This window comes from Pseudomonas sp. TUM22785 (assembly GCF_028198105.1).
Lineage (GTDB): Bacteria > Pseudomonadota > Gammaproteobacteria > Pseudomonadales > Pseudomonadaceae > Metapseudomonas > Metapseudomonas solani.
On sequence record NZ_CP116239.1, the window covers coordinates 2402553 to 2420874 of the forward strand.

The following is an 18322-nucleotide window of genomic DNA, read 5'->3' on the forward strand; positions in this document are numbered from 1 at the left end:
CCGCTGCAGGCCATGGAACATGGGGCTTGTGGGCACTGGCACGGGCATTGCGATGGCGGGGCGAATGGCCGTGAAAGGCCGCCATGCCCCTCTTATCTGGAGCCACCATGACCCTAGCCGCCACCGCACCCGCGCAGCCGACCTTCGCCGAGAAGGCGCCGCTGGAGCAGATCTGGTTCACCCGCTGCCCGGTGCCCACCGCCTCCGGTATCGCCTACAAACTCGGCTGGCTGGCCGAGGAGTTCGCCGCCGACGGCCTGCCGGTGGCCACCCTGCAGGAGGCCCGCCAGCTCGGCCACCACCACTACGACCACGAGCTGCCCGGGCTCTTCCGTGAGGGCGGCAACGTGCCGGCCCTGGCCGCCCGCGCCGCCGGGGCGCCGAGCCGGCTGATCGGCCTGACCTGGATCGAGGAATGGCAGACCATCCTGGTCCGCTCCGACTCGGGCATCCGCAGCCCCGCCGACCTCAAGGGCAAGCGCCTGGCGCTACCAGCCTGGGGCGACAGCCGCCCCGGCAGCATCGCCCGGGCCATGAGCCTGCACGGCTACAAGGGCGCCCTGGCCCTGGCCGGGCTGGGCTTCGACGATGTGCAACTGGTGGAGGTGCCGTTGCTGGACCAGGCCGCCGCGCGCACCCCGGAGGAGGGCCTGCAACGCCTTTGGTCGGGCCTCGAACCCCTGGCCCGTGGCGAGCTGGATGCCGTTTACGTCAAGGGTGCCGCCGCTGCCGACGCGGCCCGCCGCCTGGGCCTGGTGGTGGGTGTCGACCTCGACTTGGTGGACCCGCGCCAGCGCATCAACAACGGCACGCCCCGGCCGATCACCGTGCACCAGGAGCTGCTCGACGACCATTTCGACCTGGTGGTGCGCTTCCTCGCCCAGACCCTGCGCGCCGCCGAGTGGGCCGCCGACAACCGCGATGACCTGTACGCCATTCTCGAAGTGGAGACCCGTGCCGGTCGCGAGGGCGTGGCCGAAGCCTACCGCGGTGATTTCCACACCACCCTGGCACCGGACCTCTCCGCCCAGCGCCTGGAATTCCTCGGCATCCAGAAGAACTTCCTCAACCTGCACGGCTTCCTCGAGCGCGATTTCGACATCGCCGATTGGGTCGATGCCCGTCCGCTGCAGGCCGCCCAGCAACTGCTGGCCCGGCGCCGCGCCTGATACCGCGCCGGGCCATGACCCGTGCCGCTGCGTGCACCCCCTTCAATGCAATCAAGGACACGAACATGGCTGTGAAGATTCTCTGGTACCTCACCACCCCCGATGGCCCCTATCCCTGGGAGGCCGAAGGCCGCTGGAAGAGTGATTTCCAGCACCTCAAGCAGATCGCCGTGACCGCCGACCGCCTCGGCTACTACGGCTCCCTGCTGGGCTCCAGCCCCAACGAGAGCCTGGCGGTTTCCGCCGCGCTGATCGACGCCACCGAGCGTTTGCGCTTCCTCGTCGCCCAGCACCCGGGCGAGCTGTCGCCGGCGGTGCTGGCGAAGTGGGCGCTGACCTTCGACCAGTTTTCCAACGGCCGCCTGCTGTTCAACGTGGTCAATGGCAGCGACGCCAGCCTGGCCACCTACGGCATCCACTACGGGCATGACGAGCGCTACGACTTCAGCCTGGAGTACTGGCGTGCCTTCCAGAGCATCTACGCCGGCGAGACCGGGGGCTACGACGGCCGCTACGTCAAGCTCGCACCGCGTCAGCCGGGGGCCGCCAGCCACCCGCTGGGCGGCTGGCACCCGCCGAAGCAGAAGCCCGGCATCCCGCTCTGGGGCGCCGGTACTTCCGGTCCGGGCGTGGCCCATTCGGTGCAGTTGCTGGACGTTTACCTGAGCTTCGCCGACACCCCGCCGAAGCTGGGCGAGAAGTTCGCCCGGGTGGCGGCCGAGGCGACGAAGATCGGCCGCGAGCTGACCTTCGGCACGCGCCTGCAGGTGATCGTCCGCGAGACCGAGGAGGAGGCCTGGGCCCATGCCGAGAAGCTGCTGCAGCGCGCCTCCATCGAGACCGCGCGCAACGCCATCCTGCGCCAGCTGCCGCCCGGCGAGACCCTGGACAGCTTCGTCAGCGATGACCCGCAGATCCAGCGCAACCTGGAGAGCATCCGCGCCGGGCGCCTGCCCAGCGCCCGCGAGCTGGAGATCTACCCCAACATGTGGGTCGGCCCCAGCCTGTTCGGCTTCAACATCCTCGGCCCGGCCGCCGGCACCTACCTGGTGGGCAGCACCGAGCAGGTGGCGGAGCGCATCCGCGAGTACGAACGCCATGGCACCTCGGCTTTCATCCTCTCGGGCTTCCCGCTGATCGATGAGGCCCAGCGCGTGGCCGACCTGCTGTTCCCGCTGCTGGAGCTGGACCACGGCTTTGAGGTGCCGCAACTGGGCGTGACGGCGCGGGCGCCGGAGGTGGAGCAGGTCTAGGGAGGGGATGTCCCGGGCTGAGGCCCGGGCCATCTGTGGAGGCGACTTCATTTGAACGTGGGGAACCGTGCGCAGCGCCGCACGGTGCTTCCGGCGGGTTCCAGGTGAGCGCAGCACATCCTAGGTCCGGAGTGAGCAACGAAGGCAAAGCCACGCGCCAAGGCCGTGGCTGCCTGCTCGCCTGGCGGCCCCAAGGGCGGCCAGGCGGATGTTCAAGCCCCGGCCGGGCCGCCGTTGACGGCGCGCAGTTCGATGGGGGCGTCGGTGCTTTTCACCAGGGCCGCGCGTTCGCCACGGAAGTGCGGCAGCACGTGTTCGCCCAGGCGATAGGCCTCTTCCAGGTGCGGGTAGCCGGCGAGGAAGAACAGGCCGATGCCCAGTTCGTTGTACTCGCGGATGCGCGCCACGACGTTGGCGTAGCTGCCCACCAGGGCGCAGCCCGGGGGGATGCCGATGTAGCCGAAGCCGGCCCAGACGTTGGGGTGGATGAAGAAGTCGTCGTACTGCGGGGCGGCGTCCTTCTCGGCGTAGCCGTGCTCGTAGCTGAGCTTGCGCGCGGTGCGCAGGCCGGCGTGGGCGGCGACGGCCTTGACCGCGCCACGGGCGACGCCTTCGTCGAAGAAGCGCTTGGCTTCGGCCTGGGCTTCTTCCTCGGTCTCGCGGGTGATGACATCGATGGACAGGCCGAAGCGGATGTCGCTGCGGCCGTACTTGAGGGCGCGTTCGCGCACGTCGGCGATCAGCGCGCGGACCTCGTCCGGGTGCTCGGCGCGCATCAGGTAGTAGTCGGCGTGCTTGGCGGCGAATTCACGGGCGGGGATGGACGAGCCGGCGGTGCAGATCAGCGGCAGCTCGGCCTTTTTCAGCGGGCCGCGCAGGCCACCGCCGTCGGCCTTGTAGTAGACGCCGTCGTAGTGGAAGTTTTCGTTGTGCCAGTAGCCCTTGACCACGTCCATGAATTCGATGGCGCGGGCGTAGCGGTCGTCGTGGCCGCTGTAGTCGCCGACCTGGCGCTGGATGGCGTCGGAGCCGCCGTTGATGATGTTCCACACCAGGCGGTTGCCGGTGGCGCGCTGGTAGGTGGCGGCCTGCTGCACGGCGACCCAGGGCGTGTAGTGATAGGGCTGGAAGGCGGTGACGAACTTCAGCGTGCGGGTTTCGCGGGCCAGCAGCGAGCAGACCGTCCAGGGCTCTTCGCCGGTGGGGGCGTTGACCATCAGCGCGCCGCCGAAGCCGTTGATTTCGGCGGCGCGGGCGATCTGGCCGAGGTAGTCGATGTAGGTGAAGTGGTCGCCGACGGCGAAGCCGGAGACCGCCCCGGTGCTGGGGCCGCCGCGGTGCCAGTCGCCACGGTTGCGCGGGTCGCCCGGCAGGTATTGGGTTTCGCCGTGCAGCGGCAGGCGGGTGAAGAATTCGATGCTCATGGGGTTCCTCCTTGGATTCAGTCGCGGGCGCTGATCTGGCCCTTGAGGCTGGGCCAGTAGTCTTCGAGGTGCAGGTCGATCAGGGCCTGGTTGGTGAAGCGGGTGGCGAGGGACTGGCCGATATCGACGTCCTCGCGGATCAGGCGGTTGTCCAGGGCGTAGCGGGTGAGGGCCTGGTAGTGGGCCTTGAGCTGCTGGTCGCTCTTGGGCGCCCAGCGGTCCTTCCAGGCGACCGGGTCGCCCTGGTCGTCGCGGCGCAGGACGCTCTCCGGGGTGCCGGCGCGGGAGGAGAGCTGGTAGTAGGCGTCCTGGTTCTGCTCCTGGGAGATCCACCAGGCGGCCTTGACCCAGGCGGTGGCGAGCAGCTGGGTGACGTCGGGATGGCGCTGGATGAAGTCGTCGGTGCCCCAGAGGTCGGAGACCAGGCGCCAGTCGTTGGAGCCCTGCTTGGTGGACCAGATGATGCGGCCCACGCCCTTGTCTTCGAGCAGGTAGGACTCGCTGAGCAGCACGGCGGCGTCGACCTTGCCGGCGGAGACGGCGGCGGCGCCGACCTGGGGGTTGAGGTTGGCGATCTTGAAGTCGGTCAGGGCCAGGTTCTTGCTGGCGAGGAAGTTGCTGAAGGCGAACTCCCAGGGGCGGCCACGGTGCAGGGCGATGCGCTTGCCCTTGAGGTCTTCGATGCTCTTGGCGTCGGAGTTGGCCGGCACCACCAGATAGACGTTGTTGCCGTTGCCGCCGGGGACGATCAGCTTGCCGGGCACGCCACCGGCGGCGCCGATGACCGAGGGCAGGTCGCCGCGCACGGCGAAGTCGATGCTGTTGTTGGAGAAACCTTCGTTGATCTGCGGGCCGGCGCCGGCGTGGGGGAGGGCGATCCAGTCGAGCGTGATGCCGCGCTTGTCGAGCTCGGCGGCGAGCCAGCCGTCTTCGATGACGCGCCCGGGGATGCCGCCGAATACCGGCTTGCCGCCCTGGGTGTAGGCGACGATGGCGATCTTCACCGAGGCGGGGGCCTCGCTGGCGAACGCGCCGAGGCTGAAGGCCAGGGCTGCGAGGGCCACCAGGCTGCTGCGCCAGATTCTGTTCATGGTTCCACTCCTTGCAATGCGGGCCGGTGAGCCCGGCTGATGGAGCGGCGGGAGCAGGATGCATGCCATGGAACGGGCGATAGGCCTTGGCGCCAGTGGTGGCGCGGGCTTCGCCGTGCAGGCGGTGTGGCGGGGCGGCCGCTGCATTGCTGGTGTCGACGCAGGGGGCTGCTGACGCGTTGCTGCTGCAGCAGCAATCTGCCGCCTTATATCTTTTATGGAATATATAAATGCTAATTAATAATTTTTTAGTCTATTCGGATTGATGCACTATGGCGGCGCGCCCATCTCTGCCAGGAATGCATCATGTCGCTGCTCACCCACCCCAATGCTCGCGAGCTGACCAAGTCCGTGCGTGCCACGGTGCTGGTCTTCAAGGACCCGCGCTCGCAGGAGCTGCTCAACCGTATCGAGCGGCTGGCGCCGAGTGAGGCCAATGCCCTGATCATCGGCGAGACCGGTACCGGCAAGGAGCTGGTGGCCCGCCATATCCATCATCTCAGCCGACGCGGCAAGGAGCCCTTCGTGGCGGTGAACTGCGGCGCCTTTCCCGAATCCCTGGTGGAGAGCGAGCTGTTCGGCCACGAGAAGGGCGCCTTCACCGGTGCCACCAACAGCAAGGCCGGCTGGTTCGAGGCGGCCAACGGCGGCACGCTGTTCCTCGACGAGATCGGCGACCTGCCGCTGAACATGCAGGTGAAGCTGTTGCGCGTGCTGCAGGAGCGCGAGGTGGTGCGCCTGGGTTCGCGTACGCCGATCCCGATCAACGTGCGCCTGGTGGCGGCGACCAACGTCAACCTGGCCGACGCGGTGGTGGCGGGGCATTTTCGCGAGGACCTGTTCTACCGCCTGCACGTGGCGACCATCCGCCTGCCCCCGCTGCGCGAGCGGCCGGGCGATATCCTGCCGCTGGCCGAGTTCTTCCTCGAGGAGCATTGCCAGCGCCTGGGCTACAACCGTGCCTCCCTGAGCGTGGAAGCCGAGCGCAAGCTGCTGACCCACAGCTGGCCGGGCAACATCCGCGAGCTGGAGAACGCCATCCACCATGCGCTGCTGGTGTGCCGCAACCAGCAGGTGCAACCCAATGACCTGCACCTGGTGGACATGCGCCCCGCCGGCGTGCGCCACGACGCTCACCAGGGCGTGCTGCCCGGTCCGGCCGCGCCGGTGGACCTGGAGGCGGCGCTGACGGCGCTGTTCGAACAGAATCGCCCGGACCTTTACGAGCACATCGAGGAGACGGTGTTCCGCACCGCCTACCGCTTCTGCCACGGCAACCAGTTGCAGACCGGGCGGCTGCTGGGCATCAGCCGCAATATCGTGCGGGCACGGCTGGAGAAGATCGGCGAGCTGGAAGTGAGCCCGAGGAGTGCGCGTATCGCCTGAGTGGCGGCAGGAATTCCCGGGCTGAAGCCCGGGCTACGGACGGATGGACGAGAGAGGGGCGCAACGAAGGTTGTGCCCCTTTTTTATGGGGGGGCGGGGAGGTGCTGGGGGCGTGATGGGTTGGTGCGCATATCAATGTGAGGATTCGAGCGAAGAAAGTTGGAGCAACCGCCAAACGCCCCTTCCCAGAAGGCCGAGCGAATCGTCGTGTAAGGGGTTGAGCGACATGGATGTCGCGAGAGCGATGTCGGGCCAGGGATGGCCCGTCAGCGCGTGCCCCTGGAACGATGATGGAGAGAGGGAAGTCTGGCTTCAGCCAGACCCGTATGGAGGGGCGAGCCTCTTTGGTTTCTTTCTTGGCGACTGAAGAAAGAGACTCGCCCGGGGGGCGAAACCAGAAGCATCACCAGAACTCAGCAATCAGCTGGGCTCAAGTCCTCTAGCAATACTCCACGCAGGCAGAGCCAATGAATTCGCTCCTATGAGGGCGGCAGCGAGCTGCAATCATCTACGTTGGAACATGGGTGCTTGAAATATCGAACAGTCGGTGCGTATTTTGTGCACGCCGCCATTCCGGCGTGACCGCAGTACCCACAAGGATAATAAGCATGACTACCGACGGCCCAGGTTCCCTCGCAGAACGACTGGCAGGCATCGACGAGATCGAGTGCGTCACCCCCGACCTGAATGGGGTGATGCGGGGCAAGGTGATGACGGGCGAGGGCTTCCTTTCCGGCCGCCGGCTGCAATTGGCGCGCGGCGTGTTGCTGCAATGCATCATGGGGGGCTACCCGGCGGCGAAGTATTACGGCAGCGACGATGGCGACCTGGCCCTGGTGGCCGAGCCGAGCCAGGTGCACCGCCTGCCCTGGAGTTCCAACCCCCGCGCCCTGGCCATCTGCGATGCCCAGGAGCTGGATGGTCGCCCCTCCGGCCTGTCGACTCGCGGCCTGCTGCGCCGCGTGCTGGAACGCTATGCGGCCCATGGCTGGGCGCCGGTGGTGGCGACCGAGCTGGAGTTCTTCGTCTTCGCGCCCAACCCCGATCCGCACCAGCCGTTCCTGCCGCCGCTGGGCCTGGACGGGCGCCGCGAGGATGGTTGCTCGGCTTTCAGTGTGACCTCCAACAACGGCCTGCGGCCGTTCTTCGAGGAGGTGTATGCCTGCATGGAGCTGCTGGGCATGCCCCGCGATACCTTCATGCACGAGATGGGCGTGAGCCAGTTCGAGATCAACCTGCTGCACGGCGATGCGCTGCTGCTGGCGGACCAGACGTTCCTGTTCAAGCACATGCTCAAGGAGGTGGCGCTCAAGCACGGGGTGACGGTGGTGTGCATGGCCAAGCCGCTGGCGCATACGCCGGGCAGCTCGATGCACATCCACCAGAGCGTGGTGGAGATCGACGGCGGGCGGAATATTTTCAGCGATGGGGCGGGCGAGGCGACCGATGCCTTCTACCATTTCATTGGCGGGCAGCAGGCGGCGATGGCGGATTTCACCGGGCTGTTCGCGCCGAACGTGAACTCCTACCAGCGTCTCTGTCATCCTTACGCGTCGCCGAACAATGCTTGCTGGTCCCACGACAACCGTGCGGCGGGGCTGCGCATTCCGGCCAGTGCGCCGGTGGCGCGGCGGGTGGAGAACCGCCTGCCCGGCGCCGACGCCAACCCGTACCTGGCCATTGCGGCCAGCCTGGCGGCGGGGTTGCACGGCATGGAACAGCGGATCGCGCCGAGCGCGCCCATGCAGGGCGAGTTCGATATTCCCGAATCCCTGGTCCTGCCTTGTACCCTGCATGCCGCTCTGGAGCGTCTGAAACGCAGTGATCTGGCCCGGGAACTGTTCGGGGATGAGTTCATCGAAGGCTACATCGCCACCAAGACGATGGAGCTGAGCAGCTTCTTCGACCAGATCACCCCCTGGGAGCGCCGCGTGTTGGCTGCCCAGGCGTAGCATCCCCCTTGCGGGCCGCGCGTTGCGGCCCGCCCTGTTCAAGGAGCGCATGGAAAGCCAATGGGTCGTGTCTTGAAGTCGTTTCGTGCCCTTTACTTCGCCACGCTGCTGATGCTGATCGGCTCCGGCCTGCTGAGTACCTACCTGGGCCTGCGCCTGGCCGCCGACAAGGTGGACGGGCTCTGGGTGGGCGCGCTGATGGCGGCCAACTACCTGGGCCTGATCCTCGGCGGCAAGCTGGGGCATCGGCTGATCGCGCGGGTGGGGCATATCCGCGCCTATGTCGCATGCGCCGGGCTGGTGACGGCGGCGGTGCTGGGGCATGGCCTGATCAACTGGCTGCCGGCCTGGCTGTTCATGCGCATGCTGGTGGGCCTGGGGATGATGTGCCAGTACATGGTCATCGAGAGCTGGCTGACCGAGCAGGCGGAGGCCGGCCAGCGTGGCCAGGTGTTCGCCGGCTACATGGTGGCCTCCTACCTCGGCCTGGTGCTGGGCCAGTTGGTGCTGGTGCTGCACCCGGGGCTGGGCCCCGAGCTGCTGATGCTGGTGGCGATGTGCTTCGCGCTGTGCCTGGTGCCGGTGGCGGTGACCCGCAAGATCCACCCCGCGCCCTTGCACCCGGCGCCCCTGGAGCCGCGCTTCTTCATCAAGCGGGTGCCGCAGTCGATGACCACGGTGCTGATCTCCGGCCTGATGCTGGGTTCCTTCTACGGCCTGGCGCCGCTCTATGCCACGCGCCAGGGGCTGAGCACCGAGCAGATCGGCCTGTTCATGGGCTTCTGCATCCTCGCCGGGCTGCTGGTGCAGTGGCCGCTGGGCTGGCTGTCTGACCGCCACGACCGCGCCATGCTGATCCGCACCATCGCCGCGCTGCTGGTGCTGGCGGCGCTTCCCCTGGCGCTGATGCCGCAGGTGCCGATGGAGATGCTGTTCCCCATGGGCTTCCTGGTGTGCATGCTGCAGTTCACCCTCTACCCGCTGGCGGTGGCCTTCTCCAACGACCATATCGAGGCGGAGCGGCGGGTTTCGCTGACCGCCATGCTGCTGATCACCTTCGGCGTGGGCGCGAGCATCGGCCCGCTGGTGACTGGCGCGTTGATGAAGCAGGTGGGGCCGAACATGTTCTATGCCTTTGCCAGCGTCTGCGCCCTGGTGCTGGTGCTGCGGGTACGGCCCGACAAGGTCACCGGCCTGCACCGCGTCGACGAGGCGCCGTTGCACCACGTGGCGACCCCGGAAGTCAGCTCGCCCCTGGTGGCCGCCCTCGACCCGCGCGTGGACGAGCAGGTGGTGCACGACCAGATGGGCGGCGACAGCTTCACTCCACCGCCTCCGGCGCCTGAGGAGCCCCGTCCCAGCTGAGGGTGACAGGTACTCCCTGCGGCCCCGTTGGTACCCCGGGGCCGGCCGTTCCAATCGTTACAGGCAGACGCCATGACCCACGGGCAGATCCTGGGGCGTGGCGGCCTGCGCCCCATGAAAACGGCTGCCAGTGCTGTGGGCGCTGGGTCGGCTGGAGGCTTGTAGGGGGTGTGTCGAGAGGGGAGGCGCCGGTCGCGGAGGCGAGCGGCGCGGGAGGACTAGAACAGGTCGTCCTTGTCGAAGCGGCGGGCTTCGCGCTGCAGCTGATAGACGAAGCGCTCGATCAGGCGTTGCTCCTGGCCGCTGGAGCGGTAGAAGCGCATGCCGACGAAGGTCATGTCGAGCTTCTCGTCATAGCTGGCATGGCGCAGCTCGACGGCGGCGACCAGGGTGCCCACCGGCAGCTGGGCGCTGAGGCGTTCGTAGACCTGGCCGGCTTGCAGGCGGCTGGTGAGGTCACCGGAGAAGCGCAGTTTGCAGCCGGTGGCGGAGATATCCAGCATGTGCCCAGGCAAGCCCTTGGACAGTTTGTCGCCGGCCAGTTCGATGACCACCAGCTGGCTGAGCATCAGCGGCGCGCGGAAGGCGTTGCGGCGCTGGTGGTAGATCACCTCTTCGGGCAGCGGGCACCAGTAGCAGGCGTCGCCTTCGAACTCACCGACACGGACCGGCTGCGGGCATTCCCAGGCGATGCGCACGCCATCGCGGAAACCTTCCACACGGAAACTTTCACCGTTGCGCAGGAAGCGCTCGCCATCGTTGGGAATCATCTCGTCGAGGGCCAGCAGCTTCTTGTCCTTGTCGATCTCGACCAGGTAGCTCTGGAAGCGCTGGCTGCGCTCGTGGAAGGTGATGATCAGCGGGTCGTGGTTTTGCTGCAGCAGACGAAGATTGGCGTGAATCTCCACCGGTGCCTTCAGCACCTTGGGCGGTTGCGGCCCATCTTCTTCGATAAACGCATTGGACACGGTCCAGGACTCTCCAAGCACGAAAGACTTCCGGCACTAGCATACTGGCAATTTGCCGGTAATGTCGTCGTGCCGTTGTTGTTATCAGGCCTGGCTAAGCGGGCGCTGTCGCTGGATTTTAGCGGCACCGCCACGGCTGTCATAGAGGCTGGGCGCATCCTGACCGCGGAGAATCGCCAAGGTGCTGCCAACCGAGGCCTGGTTCGCACGAATCAGCCGGCCATTGCGCTGGTTGGCGTTCTGGCACTGCTCGAGCACGGCGCTCAGTTCTTCGCTGCGGGCAATGAGATCGGCCCCCAGTGGCGAGGTTTCGGCGAGGGTGTGCAGGCCGGTGCGGTCGGCGCTGAGGCCAAGGGCCACAAGTGCTTCGGTGCGCTGCTTGCCATGGGCATCGAGCAGGGCGAGCAGGGGCTGCTTGTCGGCGAGGATTTTTTCGAGGTGGCCCAGGTCACGCTCGGTGAGGGCCTTGAATTCGGTATCGATCAGCTCAAGCAACTGCTGGGCGTGGCCGATATCGTGGGTGAACAGGTCGAGCAGGATAGTGTCTTGCATCGCGGGCTCTGGGGATTGGGCGTCCAATATCCCCAGCGCTGCCCTGAGACTAGCGCTGGGATTCGAAGTCGAGCAATTTGCTGGCCACGCGCTGACTGTCTACCTGATAGGAGCCGTCGGCAATGGCCTGTTTCAGTTTTTCGACGCGTTCCTTGTCCACGGTGGGCAGGTCACGCAGTTTGTCGGTGGCTTTCTGCAGGTTCTGCGCATCGCTGCTCAGCTGCACGTTTTCACCGGTCTTGGCGGTCTTGGCCGCATCGGCACTGGCCGTTTGCGACGGAGTCGTGGTCGAGCCTGCGACGGCTTCGTTCTTGCCGCCGGACTGGGCATTGCTCGTACGGCCCGTACCGGGCGGCGTAGCGGCGTTATTCAGCCGGTTGAAGTCGATGACCATGATGCAAAACCTCTGGGTGTTTGGACGCTTACCGACGCTATCGGCCATGCGGAAATAAACTTTAGGGCAAATTTCCGATTTTTTTTCGGCCCCCGGAAGCGACGTAGAAACGGCACTCTACACGAGATGGCGTATTTGCATACAAGACTCGTGCCTAACCAAGGTTACATCGCCACCTCGACCTGGCCGGGCCCGGTGACCCGCGCCTTGACCACTCGCTTGGACTGCAGGTTGCGCACCCTGATCTGCTGCCCGGGGGAGCCGTCGGAGAGTGCCTCGCCGGGCATGCGCACGCTGATGCTGGTGCTCTTGGCGATGATCACCACCTGGTCTCCCTTGCGGATCACCTCGGCCATTTCCAGGTGCACCGGCGCCAGCACCTGGTCGGCGACCACGGCGCGGGTGAGCTTGTAGCCCTCTACCTGTGCCGGGTCGGTCAGGTAGCCCTGGTTGAGCAGGCCCACCTCGCGTTCCACCAGGTTGTAGTCGTCCGCACTGACGACTGCCCCACGGCGCAGCGGACGGGCTACTACTATTACTTCGCGGAACAGCCGGACCTGCGCGGGGACGTAGACGCTCCATGGCGTGCTGCCTTCGCAGCGCACGCCGACGGTGACCCGACCGATGGGTTGTGCCGGGCTTTCGAGTGTGACCGTCAATTCCCTGTCGCAGGCCGCCAGGCGCAACCTGGGGTCGAGCCGGTTGATCTGGATGTCGTAACGACCGGGGATATTGTTGGTCTGCAGATAATCCTCCACCGTGAACTCAAGAAAGCCTTGGGTGGAGCCGATAAGGACTTCGGGCGATGTGAGTTCCTCCGCCGAGGCGCTGTTGTGGCCGAGGCAGAACAAAACAGGTAAAACGACCTTAAAAAGGTGGCGGCGTTGTGCCATCGTGTGTCGGAAAATCGTCGTCATAGCGTTCATATCAAGATCAAAAGCAAGGCCCGTGCCGCCTGCTACTCTAAGGCGAAGCGTGCTGAAGCTAATAACGGGAGAGTCCTGGCATGGCCGGTGTATTGGATTCGGTTAACCAGCGTACGCAACTGGTCGGTCAGAACCGGCTGGAGTTGCTGCTGTTCCGGCTGGATGGGACCCAGCTATACGGGATCAACGTGTTCAAGGTGAAGGAGGTGCTGCAGTGCCCCAAGCTCACCATCATGCCCAAGTCGAGCCCTGTGGTTCGCGGCGTGGCCAATATCCGTGGGGGCACCATCCCGATTCTCGACCTGGCCATGGCCACCGGTCGACGTGGCCTCGATGACCTGAAGAACAGCTTCGTCATCATCACGGAATACAACACCAAGGTGCAGGGGTTCCTGGTGCGCTCGGTGGAGCGCATCGTCAACATGAACTGGGAGGAGATCCATCCGCCACCCAAGGGCACCGGTCGTGAGCATTACCTGACCGCGGTTACCCGGGTCGACAAGAACCTGGTGGAGATCATCGACGTGGAGAAGATCCTCGCCGAGGTCGCACCGACTTCCGAAGTGATTTCCGAGGGCGTGATCGACCAGAACACCCAAGCCAGTGCCGTGACCAAGCGGGTGCTGATCGTCGACGACTCGTCGGTGGCCCGCAAGCAGCTGATCCGTTGCCTGGAGACCGTCGGCGTCGAGGTCACCGCGCTCAACGATGGCCGGCAGGCATACAACTACCTGCATGACCTGGTGGAGCAGGGCAAGGCGCCGGAGAAGGAGCTGTTGATGATCATCTCCGACATCGAGATGCCGGAAATGGACGGTTATACGTTGACGGCGGAGATCCGAGGCGATGCGAGAATGCAGAAACTGCACATCCTCCTGCATACTTCGCTTTCCGGCGTGTTCAACCAGGCGATGGTGAAGAAGGTCGGCGCGGATGATTTCCTCGCCAAGTTCCGACCCGATGACCTAGCTGCACGTGTGATCGAGCGGATCAGAATCGCGGATGGCGGCTGAGGGATGATTCCCCCAGGAAACAGATATGAATGAGGCGGGCCTAGTGTCTTCAGGTAACTTGGATTTCGAGCAGTTCCGGATCTTCCTGGAAAAAACCTGCGGCATCCTGCTGGGAAGCAACAAGCAGTACCTGGTATCCAGCCGCCTTAACAAGCTGATGGAACAGAACGGCATCAAGTCGCTGGGTGAGCTGATACAGAAGATCCAGGGTTCCCCGCGTGGCGGCCTGCGCGAGCAGGTCGTCGATGCCATGACCACCAACGAGACCTTGTGGTTTCGCGACACCTATCCCTTCGAGGTGTTGAAGAGCCGGGTGCTGCCGGAAATGATCAAGGCCTCGCCGAACCAGCCGCTGCGCATCTGGTCGGCCGCCAGTTCCTCCGGGCAGGAGCCGTTCTCCCTGTCCATGGCGATCGACGAGTTCGAGAAGGTCAACCTCGGCCAGCTCAAGGCCGGCGTGCGCATCGTCGCCACCGACCTGTCCAGCTCGATGCTCGCCGCCTGCAAGGCCGGCGAGTACGACAGCCTGGCGATGGGGCGCGGGCTTTCCCAGGAGCGCCTGACCCGCTACTTCGACCCCAAGGGGCCGGGGCGCTGGGTGGTCAAGCCGGCGATCCGCAACCGTGTCGAGTTCCGTGCGCTGAACCTGCTGGACAGCTACGCGGCGCTGGGCAAGTTCGACATCGTGTTCTGCCGCAACGTGCTGATCTACTTCTCCGCCGAGGTGAAGAAGGACATCCTCACGCGCATCCACGCGACGCTGAAGCCCGGTGGCTATCTGTTCCTCGGTGCGTCCGAGGCGCTCAATGGCCTGCCGGAGCTGTACCAGATGGTGCAGTGCAGCCCGGGGATCATCTACAAGGTCAAATGACCGGGTAGCGCGACATGGGAAAGGGAGGCGAAAGCCTCCCTTTTTATTGGCCTGCTTTATTTGCCTGCGGGCGGGCTCAAACCAGTGTGCGGGTGACGTTGATATTGCCCTGGGTGGCGTTGGAGTAGGGGCAGACCACATGGGCCTTGTCGACCAGGTCCTGGGCCACGGCCTTGTCGATGCCGGGCAGGGAGATGCGCAGTTCCACTTCGATGCCGAAGCCGGTGGGCAGGGTGCCGATGCCGACTATGCCTTCGATGGAGGCGTCGTCCGGCAGGCTGACCTTCTGCTTGCCGGCGACGAACTTGATGGCGCCGAGGAAGCACGCCGAGTAGCCGGCGGCGAACAGCTGCTCCGGGTTGGTTCCTTCGCCGCCCGCGCCACCCAGCTCCTTGGGCGTGGTGAGTTTCACATCCAGTACTCCATCGGACGATACGGCACGGCCTTCACGGCCACCGTAGGCTTCGGCGTAGGCGCGATACAGGGCTTTTTCGATGGGCATTTCGATCTCCTCGGGTTCGTCGATCAAGGGGCGATGGCGGCGTTGCACAGCGGCTGCCGCCAGACGGAAACCAAAGCCTAGACCACGCAGATGAAAGGAGAGGGCGGGGCGGCAATCACCGCTGCCGGCCATTGCCGCTCAGCGGCAAGACCGCTCGTCCGCGTTGCCGCCGGCACCGGCAAAAGCGGTAACGCCTTGCCGTTGCCGCCTCGGTTGCGCTGCGGATTTATCGCAAGCTATTGAAAATAAAGAGATTTATAAGTTGGCACAGCCTTTGCTGAATGTCATGCAGGTAAACCGACATTGCCAGCCGGCAAAGGTTAGAGACATGAGCATCAGCTTCGAAAGCGCCCTCGGCATCCATGAAAAGGCCCTCAGCTTCCGCACCCAGCGTGCCGAAGTGCTGGCCAACAACATCGCCAACGCCGACACGCCCAACTACAAGGCGCGTGACCTGGACTTCAAGGCTGTGCTCCAGCAGCAGGTGGAGAACAGCAAGGGCACCTTCCATGCCAACCTGACCAACCAGCGTCACATCGCTGCCGAAGGCGCCAGCCTGTTCGACGAAAGCCTGAAGTACCGGATTCCGTTCCAGCCCTCGATCGACCAGAACACTGTCGACCTGCAGCAGGAACAATCGACCTACACCGAGAACTCCATGCAGTTCCAGGCCAGCTTCACGATGCTCAATAGCAAATTCAAAGGGCTGGTCGCTGCCCTGCGCGGCGAATAAGGGAGAACACCACCATGTCACTGTCCAGCGTCTTCAACATTGCCGGCACCGGGATGAGCGCCCAGAGCACTCGCCTGAACACCATCTCCAGCAACATCGCCAACGCCGAGACGGTGTCCTCCAGCCTCAACCAGACCTACCGCGCCCGCCACCCGGTGTTTGCCACCATGTTCCAGAGCCAGCTCAACAGCGAGAGCGGCAGTGGCAGCAGCTCGCTGTTCGCCGGCGAGGACGAATCCGGACGTGGCGTGCAGGTGCTGGGCGTGATCGAAGACCAGAGCGCGCTCACCCCGCGCTACGAGCCGAACCACCCGGCCGCCAACGCCGACGGCTACGTGTACTACCCCAACGTCAACGTGGTGGAGGAGATGGCCGACATGATTTCTGCCAGCCGTGCCTTCCAGACCAACGTCGAAATGATGAACACCGCCAAACAGATGATGCAGCGCGTGCTGACCCTGGGTCAGTGAGTGCGTGAGGGAGCGACCAGATGAGCGTTGACGTAGGCGCCACTACCAGTACCTCGGTACTGGACCAGTACAAACTCAAGGACACTGCCAAGACCAAGGAGCTGGGCAAGGACCAGTTCCTTCAGTTGCTGGTGGCACAGATGAATAACCAGAACCCGCTGGACCCGCAGACCAACAGCGAATTCGTGGCGCAGCTCGCCCAGTTCAGTACGGTCGAGGGGTTGGACAACCTGAACAAGAGTGTGAACACCATTCTTTCCAGCACCCAGTCGTCCCAGGCGCTGCAGGCTTCGTCCCTGGTCGGTCGCAAGGTCATCGTCACCACCAACAAGGCGGTGGTGGACACCAGCGAGACCATGAAGGGCAGCGTCAACCTCACCGGCGCCAGCACCAACGTCTACGTCAACGTGCTGGACAGCAAGGGCAACGCCGTCAACCGCATCAACCTGGGCGCCCAGAGCGCCGGCCAGGTCAGCTTCATGTGGGACGGCAAGGATTCGAGCGGCAACGTCGCGCCCAACGGCACCTACACCTTCCAGGCCGAGGCGGCCATCGACGGCAAGACGGTGGCGATGTCCACCAACCTGCCGGCGAACGTGGACAGCGTCACCCTCGGGCTGAACGGCGGCGAGATGACGCTCAACCTCGCCGGGCTGGGCAGCGTCGCACTCTCCAAGGTCAAGGTCATCGGTCAATAATCGTCGGCGGCGCCGGCGTTACAGGAGCATCCCATGTCTTTCAATATCGGACTCAGCGGCATCCGCGCCGCCTCCAGTGACCTCAATATCACTGGCAACAACATCGCCAACGCCGGCACCGTGGGCTTCAAGCAGTCCCGTGGCGAGTTCCAGGACCTGTACTCGGCGTCCGTGCTCGGCTCCGGTAGCAAGACCATCGGCAGCGGCGTGCTGCTGGGCAACGTCGCCCAGCTCTACAACCAGGGCACCATCGACTACACCGAGAACGCCCTGGACCTGGCGGTGAACGGCAACGGCTTCTTCATCACCAGCAACAACGGCGCCATCAGCTACACCCGGGCCGGCTACTTCGGCACCGACAAGAACGGCAATATCGTCGACAACAACGGCTATCGCCTGCAGGGCTACTCGGTGGATGCCAACGGCGCGCTGCAAAGCGGTGTGGTGGGCGATCTGGTGATCCAGACCAACAACCAGCAGCCCAAGGCCACCACCACCATCACCCAGCCGTTCAACCTGAACTCCACCAACACGGTGCCCACCAAGACGCCGTTCGACCCGGCCGACCCGACCACCTACAACTCGTCGACCTCGGTGAACATCTATGACGCCCAGGGCAACGCCCACGTCATGACCCAGTACTTCGTCAAGTCGGCCACCCCGGTCAACACCTGGACCATGAACGTGCTGATCGACGGCCGCAGCCCGACCAACCCGGCCAGCACCGCGCCGATGAGCACCACCGTGGGCTTCACCACCTCCGGCCAGCTCGACACCAGCACCTTCACCAACACCGGTGGCTTTGCGGTCAATGCCGACGGCACCCTGGGCATCACCGGCTGGGTGCCGGCGCAGTCCAACGGCGCCACCCCGCCGGTATGGAGCGCCAACGGTGCCGCTGCCGCGCCGACCATCAGCTTCGATATCCGCGGCTCGACCCAGTTCTCCAACGCCTTCGCGGTGACCAAGGTCGCCCAGGACGGCTACACCACCGGCCAGCTGTCGGGCCTGGAGATCGACGACGAGGGCAACATCTTCGCCCGCTACACCAACGGCCAGTCGAAGATCCAGGGCCAGGTGGTGCTGGCCAACTTCGCCAACGTCCAGGGCCTCACCCCGGTGGGCAAGACCTCCTGGGTGCAATCATCGGAGTCCGGCGAGCCGGTGATCGGCACCCCGCGTTCCGGCACCCTGGGCGCGCTGCAGTCCGGCGCCCTGGAGGCGTCCAACGTGGACATCTCCACCGAGCTGGTCGACCTGATCGTGGCGCAGCGCAACTACCAGGCCAACGCCAAGACCATCGAGACCGAGAACGCGGTCACCCAGACCATCATCAACCTGCGTTGAGTGGTGTTTGCCGCCCGGCTCATCGGGCGGCAAACACCTTGCCGCTGGCGGCAGCCCCTCGCCGCCACGGCATTCGAAGGCCCTTTGCTCGGGCCTTTTTCTTTTCTGTTTTTCCTTTGTAATCAGTATCTTGTGGTTGTTTTTCGGGTTCTGGCACAGCAATTGCTGAATAGCCTGCAAAGAGTCAGCGGGCGTCAAAAGCCCACTC

18 protein-coding genes are annotated in these 18322 nt (G+C 65.1%); 11 read left to right on the forward strand and 7 right to left on the reverse strand.

The window, feature by feature from the left end; genetic code table 11:
• Positions 1–107 precede the first annotated feature (107 nt).
• Positions 108–1169, forward strand: a complete 1062-nt coding sequence (locus tag PI990_RS11170; RefSeq protein ID WP_271660647.1) for an ABC transporter substrate-binding protein — start codon at positions 108–110, stop codon at positions 1167–1169.
• 65 nt (positions 1170–1234) lie between these two features.
• A complete protein-coding gene (locus PI990_RS11175) occupies positions 1235–2422 on the forward strand; it encodes an LLM class flavin-dependent oxidoreductase (RefSeq protein ID WP_271660648.1) in 1188 nt (395 codons plus the stop codon).
• 212 nt (positions 2423–2634) lie between these two features.
• Here PI990_RS11175 and PI990_RS11180 read toward each other — a convergent pair whose 3' ends face one another.
• Positions 2635–3846: an LLM class flavin-dependent oxidoreductase gene (locus PI990_RS11180; RefSeq protein WP_271660649.1), complete on the reverse strand. Its 1212-nt coding sequence runs from the start codon at positions 3844–3846 to the stop codon at positions 2635–2637.
• Positions 3847–3863: 17 nt separating this feature from the next.
• The gene (locus PI990_RS11185; protein WP_271660650.1) at positions 3864–4937 is read right to left on the reverse strand and encodes an ABC transporter substrate-binding protein; all 1074 of its coding nucleotides are present in this window, start codon (positions 4935–4937) and stop codon (positions 3864–3866) included.
• Positions 4938–5243: 306 nt separating this feature from the next.
• Here PI990_RS11185 and PI990_RS11190 point away from each other — a divergent pair, with 306 nt between their 5' ends.
• The 3 genes from PI990_RS11190 (at position 5244) to PI990_RS11200 (ending at position 9640) form a co-directional block, all read left to right on the forward strand.
• A complete protein-coding gene (locus PI990_RS11190) occupies positions 5244–6323 on the forward strand; it encodes a sigma-54 interaction domain-containing protein (RefSeq protein ID WP_271660651.1) in 1080 nt (359 codons plus the stop codon).
• 710 nt (positions 6324–7033) lie between these two features.
• On the forward strand, positions 7034–8275 hold the full coding sequence (locus PI990_RS11195) for a glutamine synthetase family protein (protein ID WP_271661290.1): 1242 nt from the start codon (positions 7034–7036) through the stop codon (positions 8273–8275).
• A 60-nt stretch (positions 8276–8335) separates the two neighbouring features.
• On the forward strand, positions 8336–9640 hold the full coding sequence (locus PI990_RS11200) for an MFS transporter (protein WP_021220636.1): 1305 nt from the start codon (positions 8336–8338) through the stop codon (positions 9638–9640).
• 218 nt (positions 9641–9858) lie between these two features.
• Here the strand turns inward: PI990_RS11200 and PI990_RS11205 are convergent, their stop codons facing one another.
• The 4 genes from PI990_RS11205 to flgA form a co-directional block, all read right to left on the reverse strand.
• Positions 9859–10608, reverse strand: coding sequence for a flagellar brake protein (locus PI990_RS11205; RefSeq protein WP_271660652.1), 750 nt, complete (start codon positions 10606–10608; stop codon positions 9859–9861).
• 84 nt (positions 10609–10692) lie between these two features.
• Positions 10693–11160 (reverse strand): flagella synthesis protein FlgN, encoded by a 468-nt coding sequence (locus PI990_RS11210; protein ID WP_043245560.1) that lies wholly within the window; start codon positions 11158–11160, stop codon positions 10693–10695.
• A gap of 49 nt (positions 11161–11209) precedes the next feature.
• Positions 11210–11554: a flagellar biosynthesis anti-sigma factor FlgM gene (gene flgM, locus PI990_RS11215; RefSeq protein ID WP_021220633.1), complete on the reverse strand. Its 345-nt coding sequence runs from the start codon at positions 11552–11554 to the stop codon at positions 11210–11212.
• 164 nt (positions 11555–11718) lie between these two features.
• A complete protein-coding gene (gene flgA, locus PI990_RS11220; RefSeq protein WP_043245561.1) occupies positions 11719–12480 on the reverse strand; it encodes a flagellar basal body P-ring formation chaperone FlgA in 762 nt (253 codons plus the stop codon).
• An 80-nt stretch (positions 12481–12560) separates the two neighbouring features.
• On the opposite strand from flgA, the gene PI990_RS11225 reads away from it, so the two are divergent.
• Together PI990_RS11225 and cheR are read left to right on the forward strand one after the other, a co-directional pair.
• Entirely contained in the window at positions 12561–13493 is a 933-nt protein-coding gene (locus tag PI990_RS11225; protein ID WP_021220631.1) for a chemotaxis protein CheV, read from the forward strand.
• A 43-nt stretch (positions 13494–13536) separates the two neighbouring features.
• Entirely contained in the window at positions 13537–14364 is an 828-nt protein-coding gene (cheR, locus tag PI990_RS11230; protein ID WP_031288173.1) for a protein-glutamate O-methyltransferase CheR, read from the forward strand.
• Positions 14365–14440: 76 nt separating this feature from the next.
• Here cheR and PI990_RS11235 read toward each other — a convergent pair whose 3' ends face one another.
• Entirely contained in the window at positions 14441–14866 is a 426-nt protein-coding gene (locus PI990_RS11235) for an organic hydroperoxide resistance protein (RefSeq protein WP_031288170.1), read from the reverse strand.
• Positions 14867–15194: 328 nt separating this feature from the next.
• Between PI990_RS11235 and flgB the strand changes: the two genes are divergently transcribed.
• From flgB to flgE, 4 genes are read left to right on the forward strand one after another with little or no spacing between them, the layout of a single operon-like run.
• On the forward strand, positions 15195–15599 hold the full coding sequence (gene flgB, locus PI990_RS11240; RefSeq protein WP_043245562.1) for a flagellar basal body rod protein FlgB: 405 nt from the start codon (positions 15195–15197) through the stop codon (positions 15597–15599).
• A 14-nt stretch (positions 15600–15613) separates the two neighbouring features.
• Positions 15614–16069 (forward strand): flagellar basal body rod protein FlgC, encoded by a 456-nt coding sequence (gene flgC, locus PI990_RS11245; protein WP_021220627.1) that lies wholly within the window; start codon positions 15614–15616, stop codon positions 16067–16069.
• Between the two features lie 20 nt (positions 16070–16089).
• Entirely contained in the window at positions 16090–16767 is a 678-nt protein-coding gene (gene flgD, locus PI990_RS11250) for a flagellar hook assembly protein FlgD (protein ID WP_271660654.1), read from the forward strand.
• Between the two features lie 33 nt (positions 16768–16800).
• Positions 16801–18114, forward strand: coding sequence for a flagellar hook protein FlgE (gene flgE, locus PI990_RS11255; protein ID WP_271660655.1), 1314 nt, complete (start codon positions 16801–16803; stop codon positions 18112–18114).
• The last annotated feature ends 208 nt before the right edge of the window (positions 18115–18322 follow it).

Bases quoted from the DNA above. Each gene is read 5' to 3' on its own strand.
- PI990_RS11190 (WP_271660651.1), top strand. From the start codon at position 5,244: ATGTCGCTGCTCACCCACCCCAATGCTCGCGAGCTGACCAAGTCCGTG.
- PI990_RS11200 (WP_021220636.1), top strand. From the start codon at position 8,336: ATGGGTCGTGTCTTGAAGTCGTTTCGTGCCCTTTACTTCGCCACGCTG.
- flgD (WP_271660654.1), top strand. From the start codon at position 16,090: ATGAGCGTTGACGTAGGCGCCACTACCAGTACCTCGGTACTGGACCAG.
- flgC (WP_021220627.1), top strand. From the start codon at position 15,614: ATGTCACTGTCCAGCGTCTTCAACATTGCCGGCACCGGGATGAGCGCC.
- PI990_RS11180 (WP_271660649.1), bottom strand. From the start codon at position 3,846: ATGAGCATCGAATTCTTCACCCGCCTGCCGCTGCACGGCGAAACCCAA.
- PI990_RS11185 (WP_271660650.1), bottom strand. From the start codon at position 4,937: ATGAACAGAATCTGGCGCAGCAGCCTGGTGGCCCTCGCAGCCCTGGCC.
- flgA (WP_043245561.1), bottom strand. From the start codon at position 12,480: ATGAACGCTATGACGACGATTTTCCGACACACGATGGCACAACGCCGC.
- flgE (WP_271660655.1), top strand. From the start codon at position 16,801: ATGTCTTTCAATATCGGACTCAGCGGCATCCGCGCCGCCTCCAGTGAC.
- PI990_RS11235 (WP_031288170.1), bottom strand. From the start codon at position 14,866: ATGCCCATCGAAAAAGCCCTGTATCGCGCCTACGCCGAAGCCTACGGT.
- PI990_RS11175 (WP_271660648.1), top strand. From the start codon at position 1,235: ATGGCTGTGAAGATTCTCTGGTACCTCACCACCCCCGATGGCCCCTAT.
- PI990_RS11195 (WP_271661290.1), top strand. From the start codon at position 7,034: ATGACGGGCGAGGGCTTCCTTTCCGGCCGCCGGCTGCAATTGGCGCGC.
- flgM (WP_021220633.1), bottom strand. From the start codon at position 11,554: ATGGTCATCGACTTCAACCGGCTGAATAACGCCGCTACGCCGCCCGGT.
- PI990_RS11225 (WP_021220631.1), top strand. From the start codon at position 12,561: ATGGCCGGTGTATTGGATTCGGTTAACCAGCGTACGCAACTGGTCGGT.
- PI990_RS11210 (WP_043245560.1), bottom strand. From the start codon at position 11,160: ATGCAAGACACTATCCTGCTCGACCTGTTCACCCACGATATCGGCCAC.
- flgB (WP_043245562.1), top strand. From the start codon at position 15,195: ATGAGCATCAGCTTCGAAAGCGCCCTCGGCATCCATGAAAAGGCCCTC.
- PI990_RS11170 (WP_271660647.1), top strand. From the start codon at position 108: ATGACCCTAGCCGCCACCGCACCCGCGCAGCCGACCTTCGCCGAGAAG.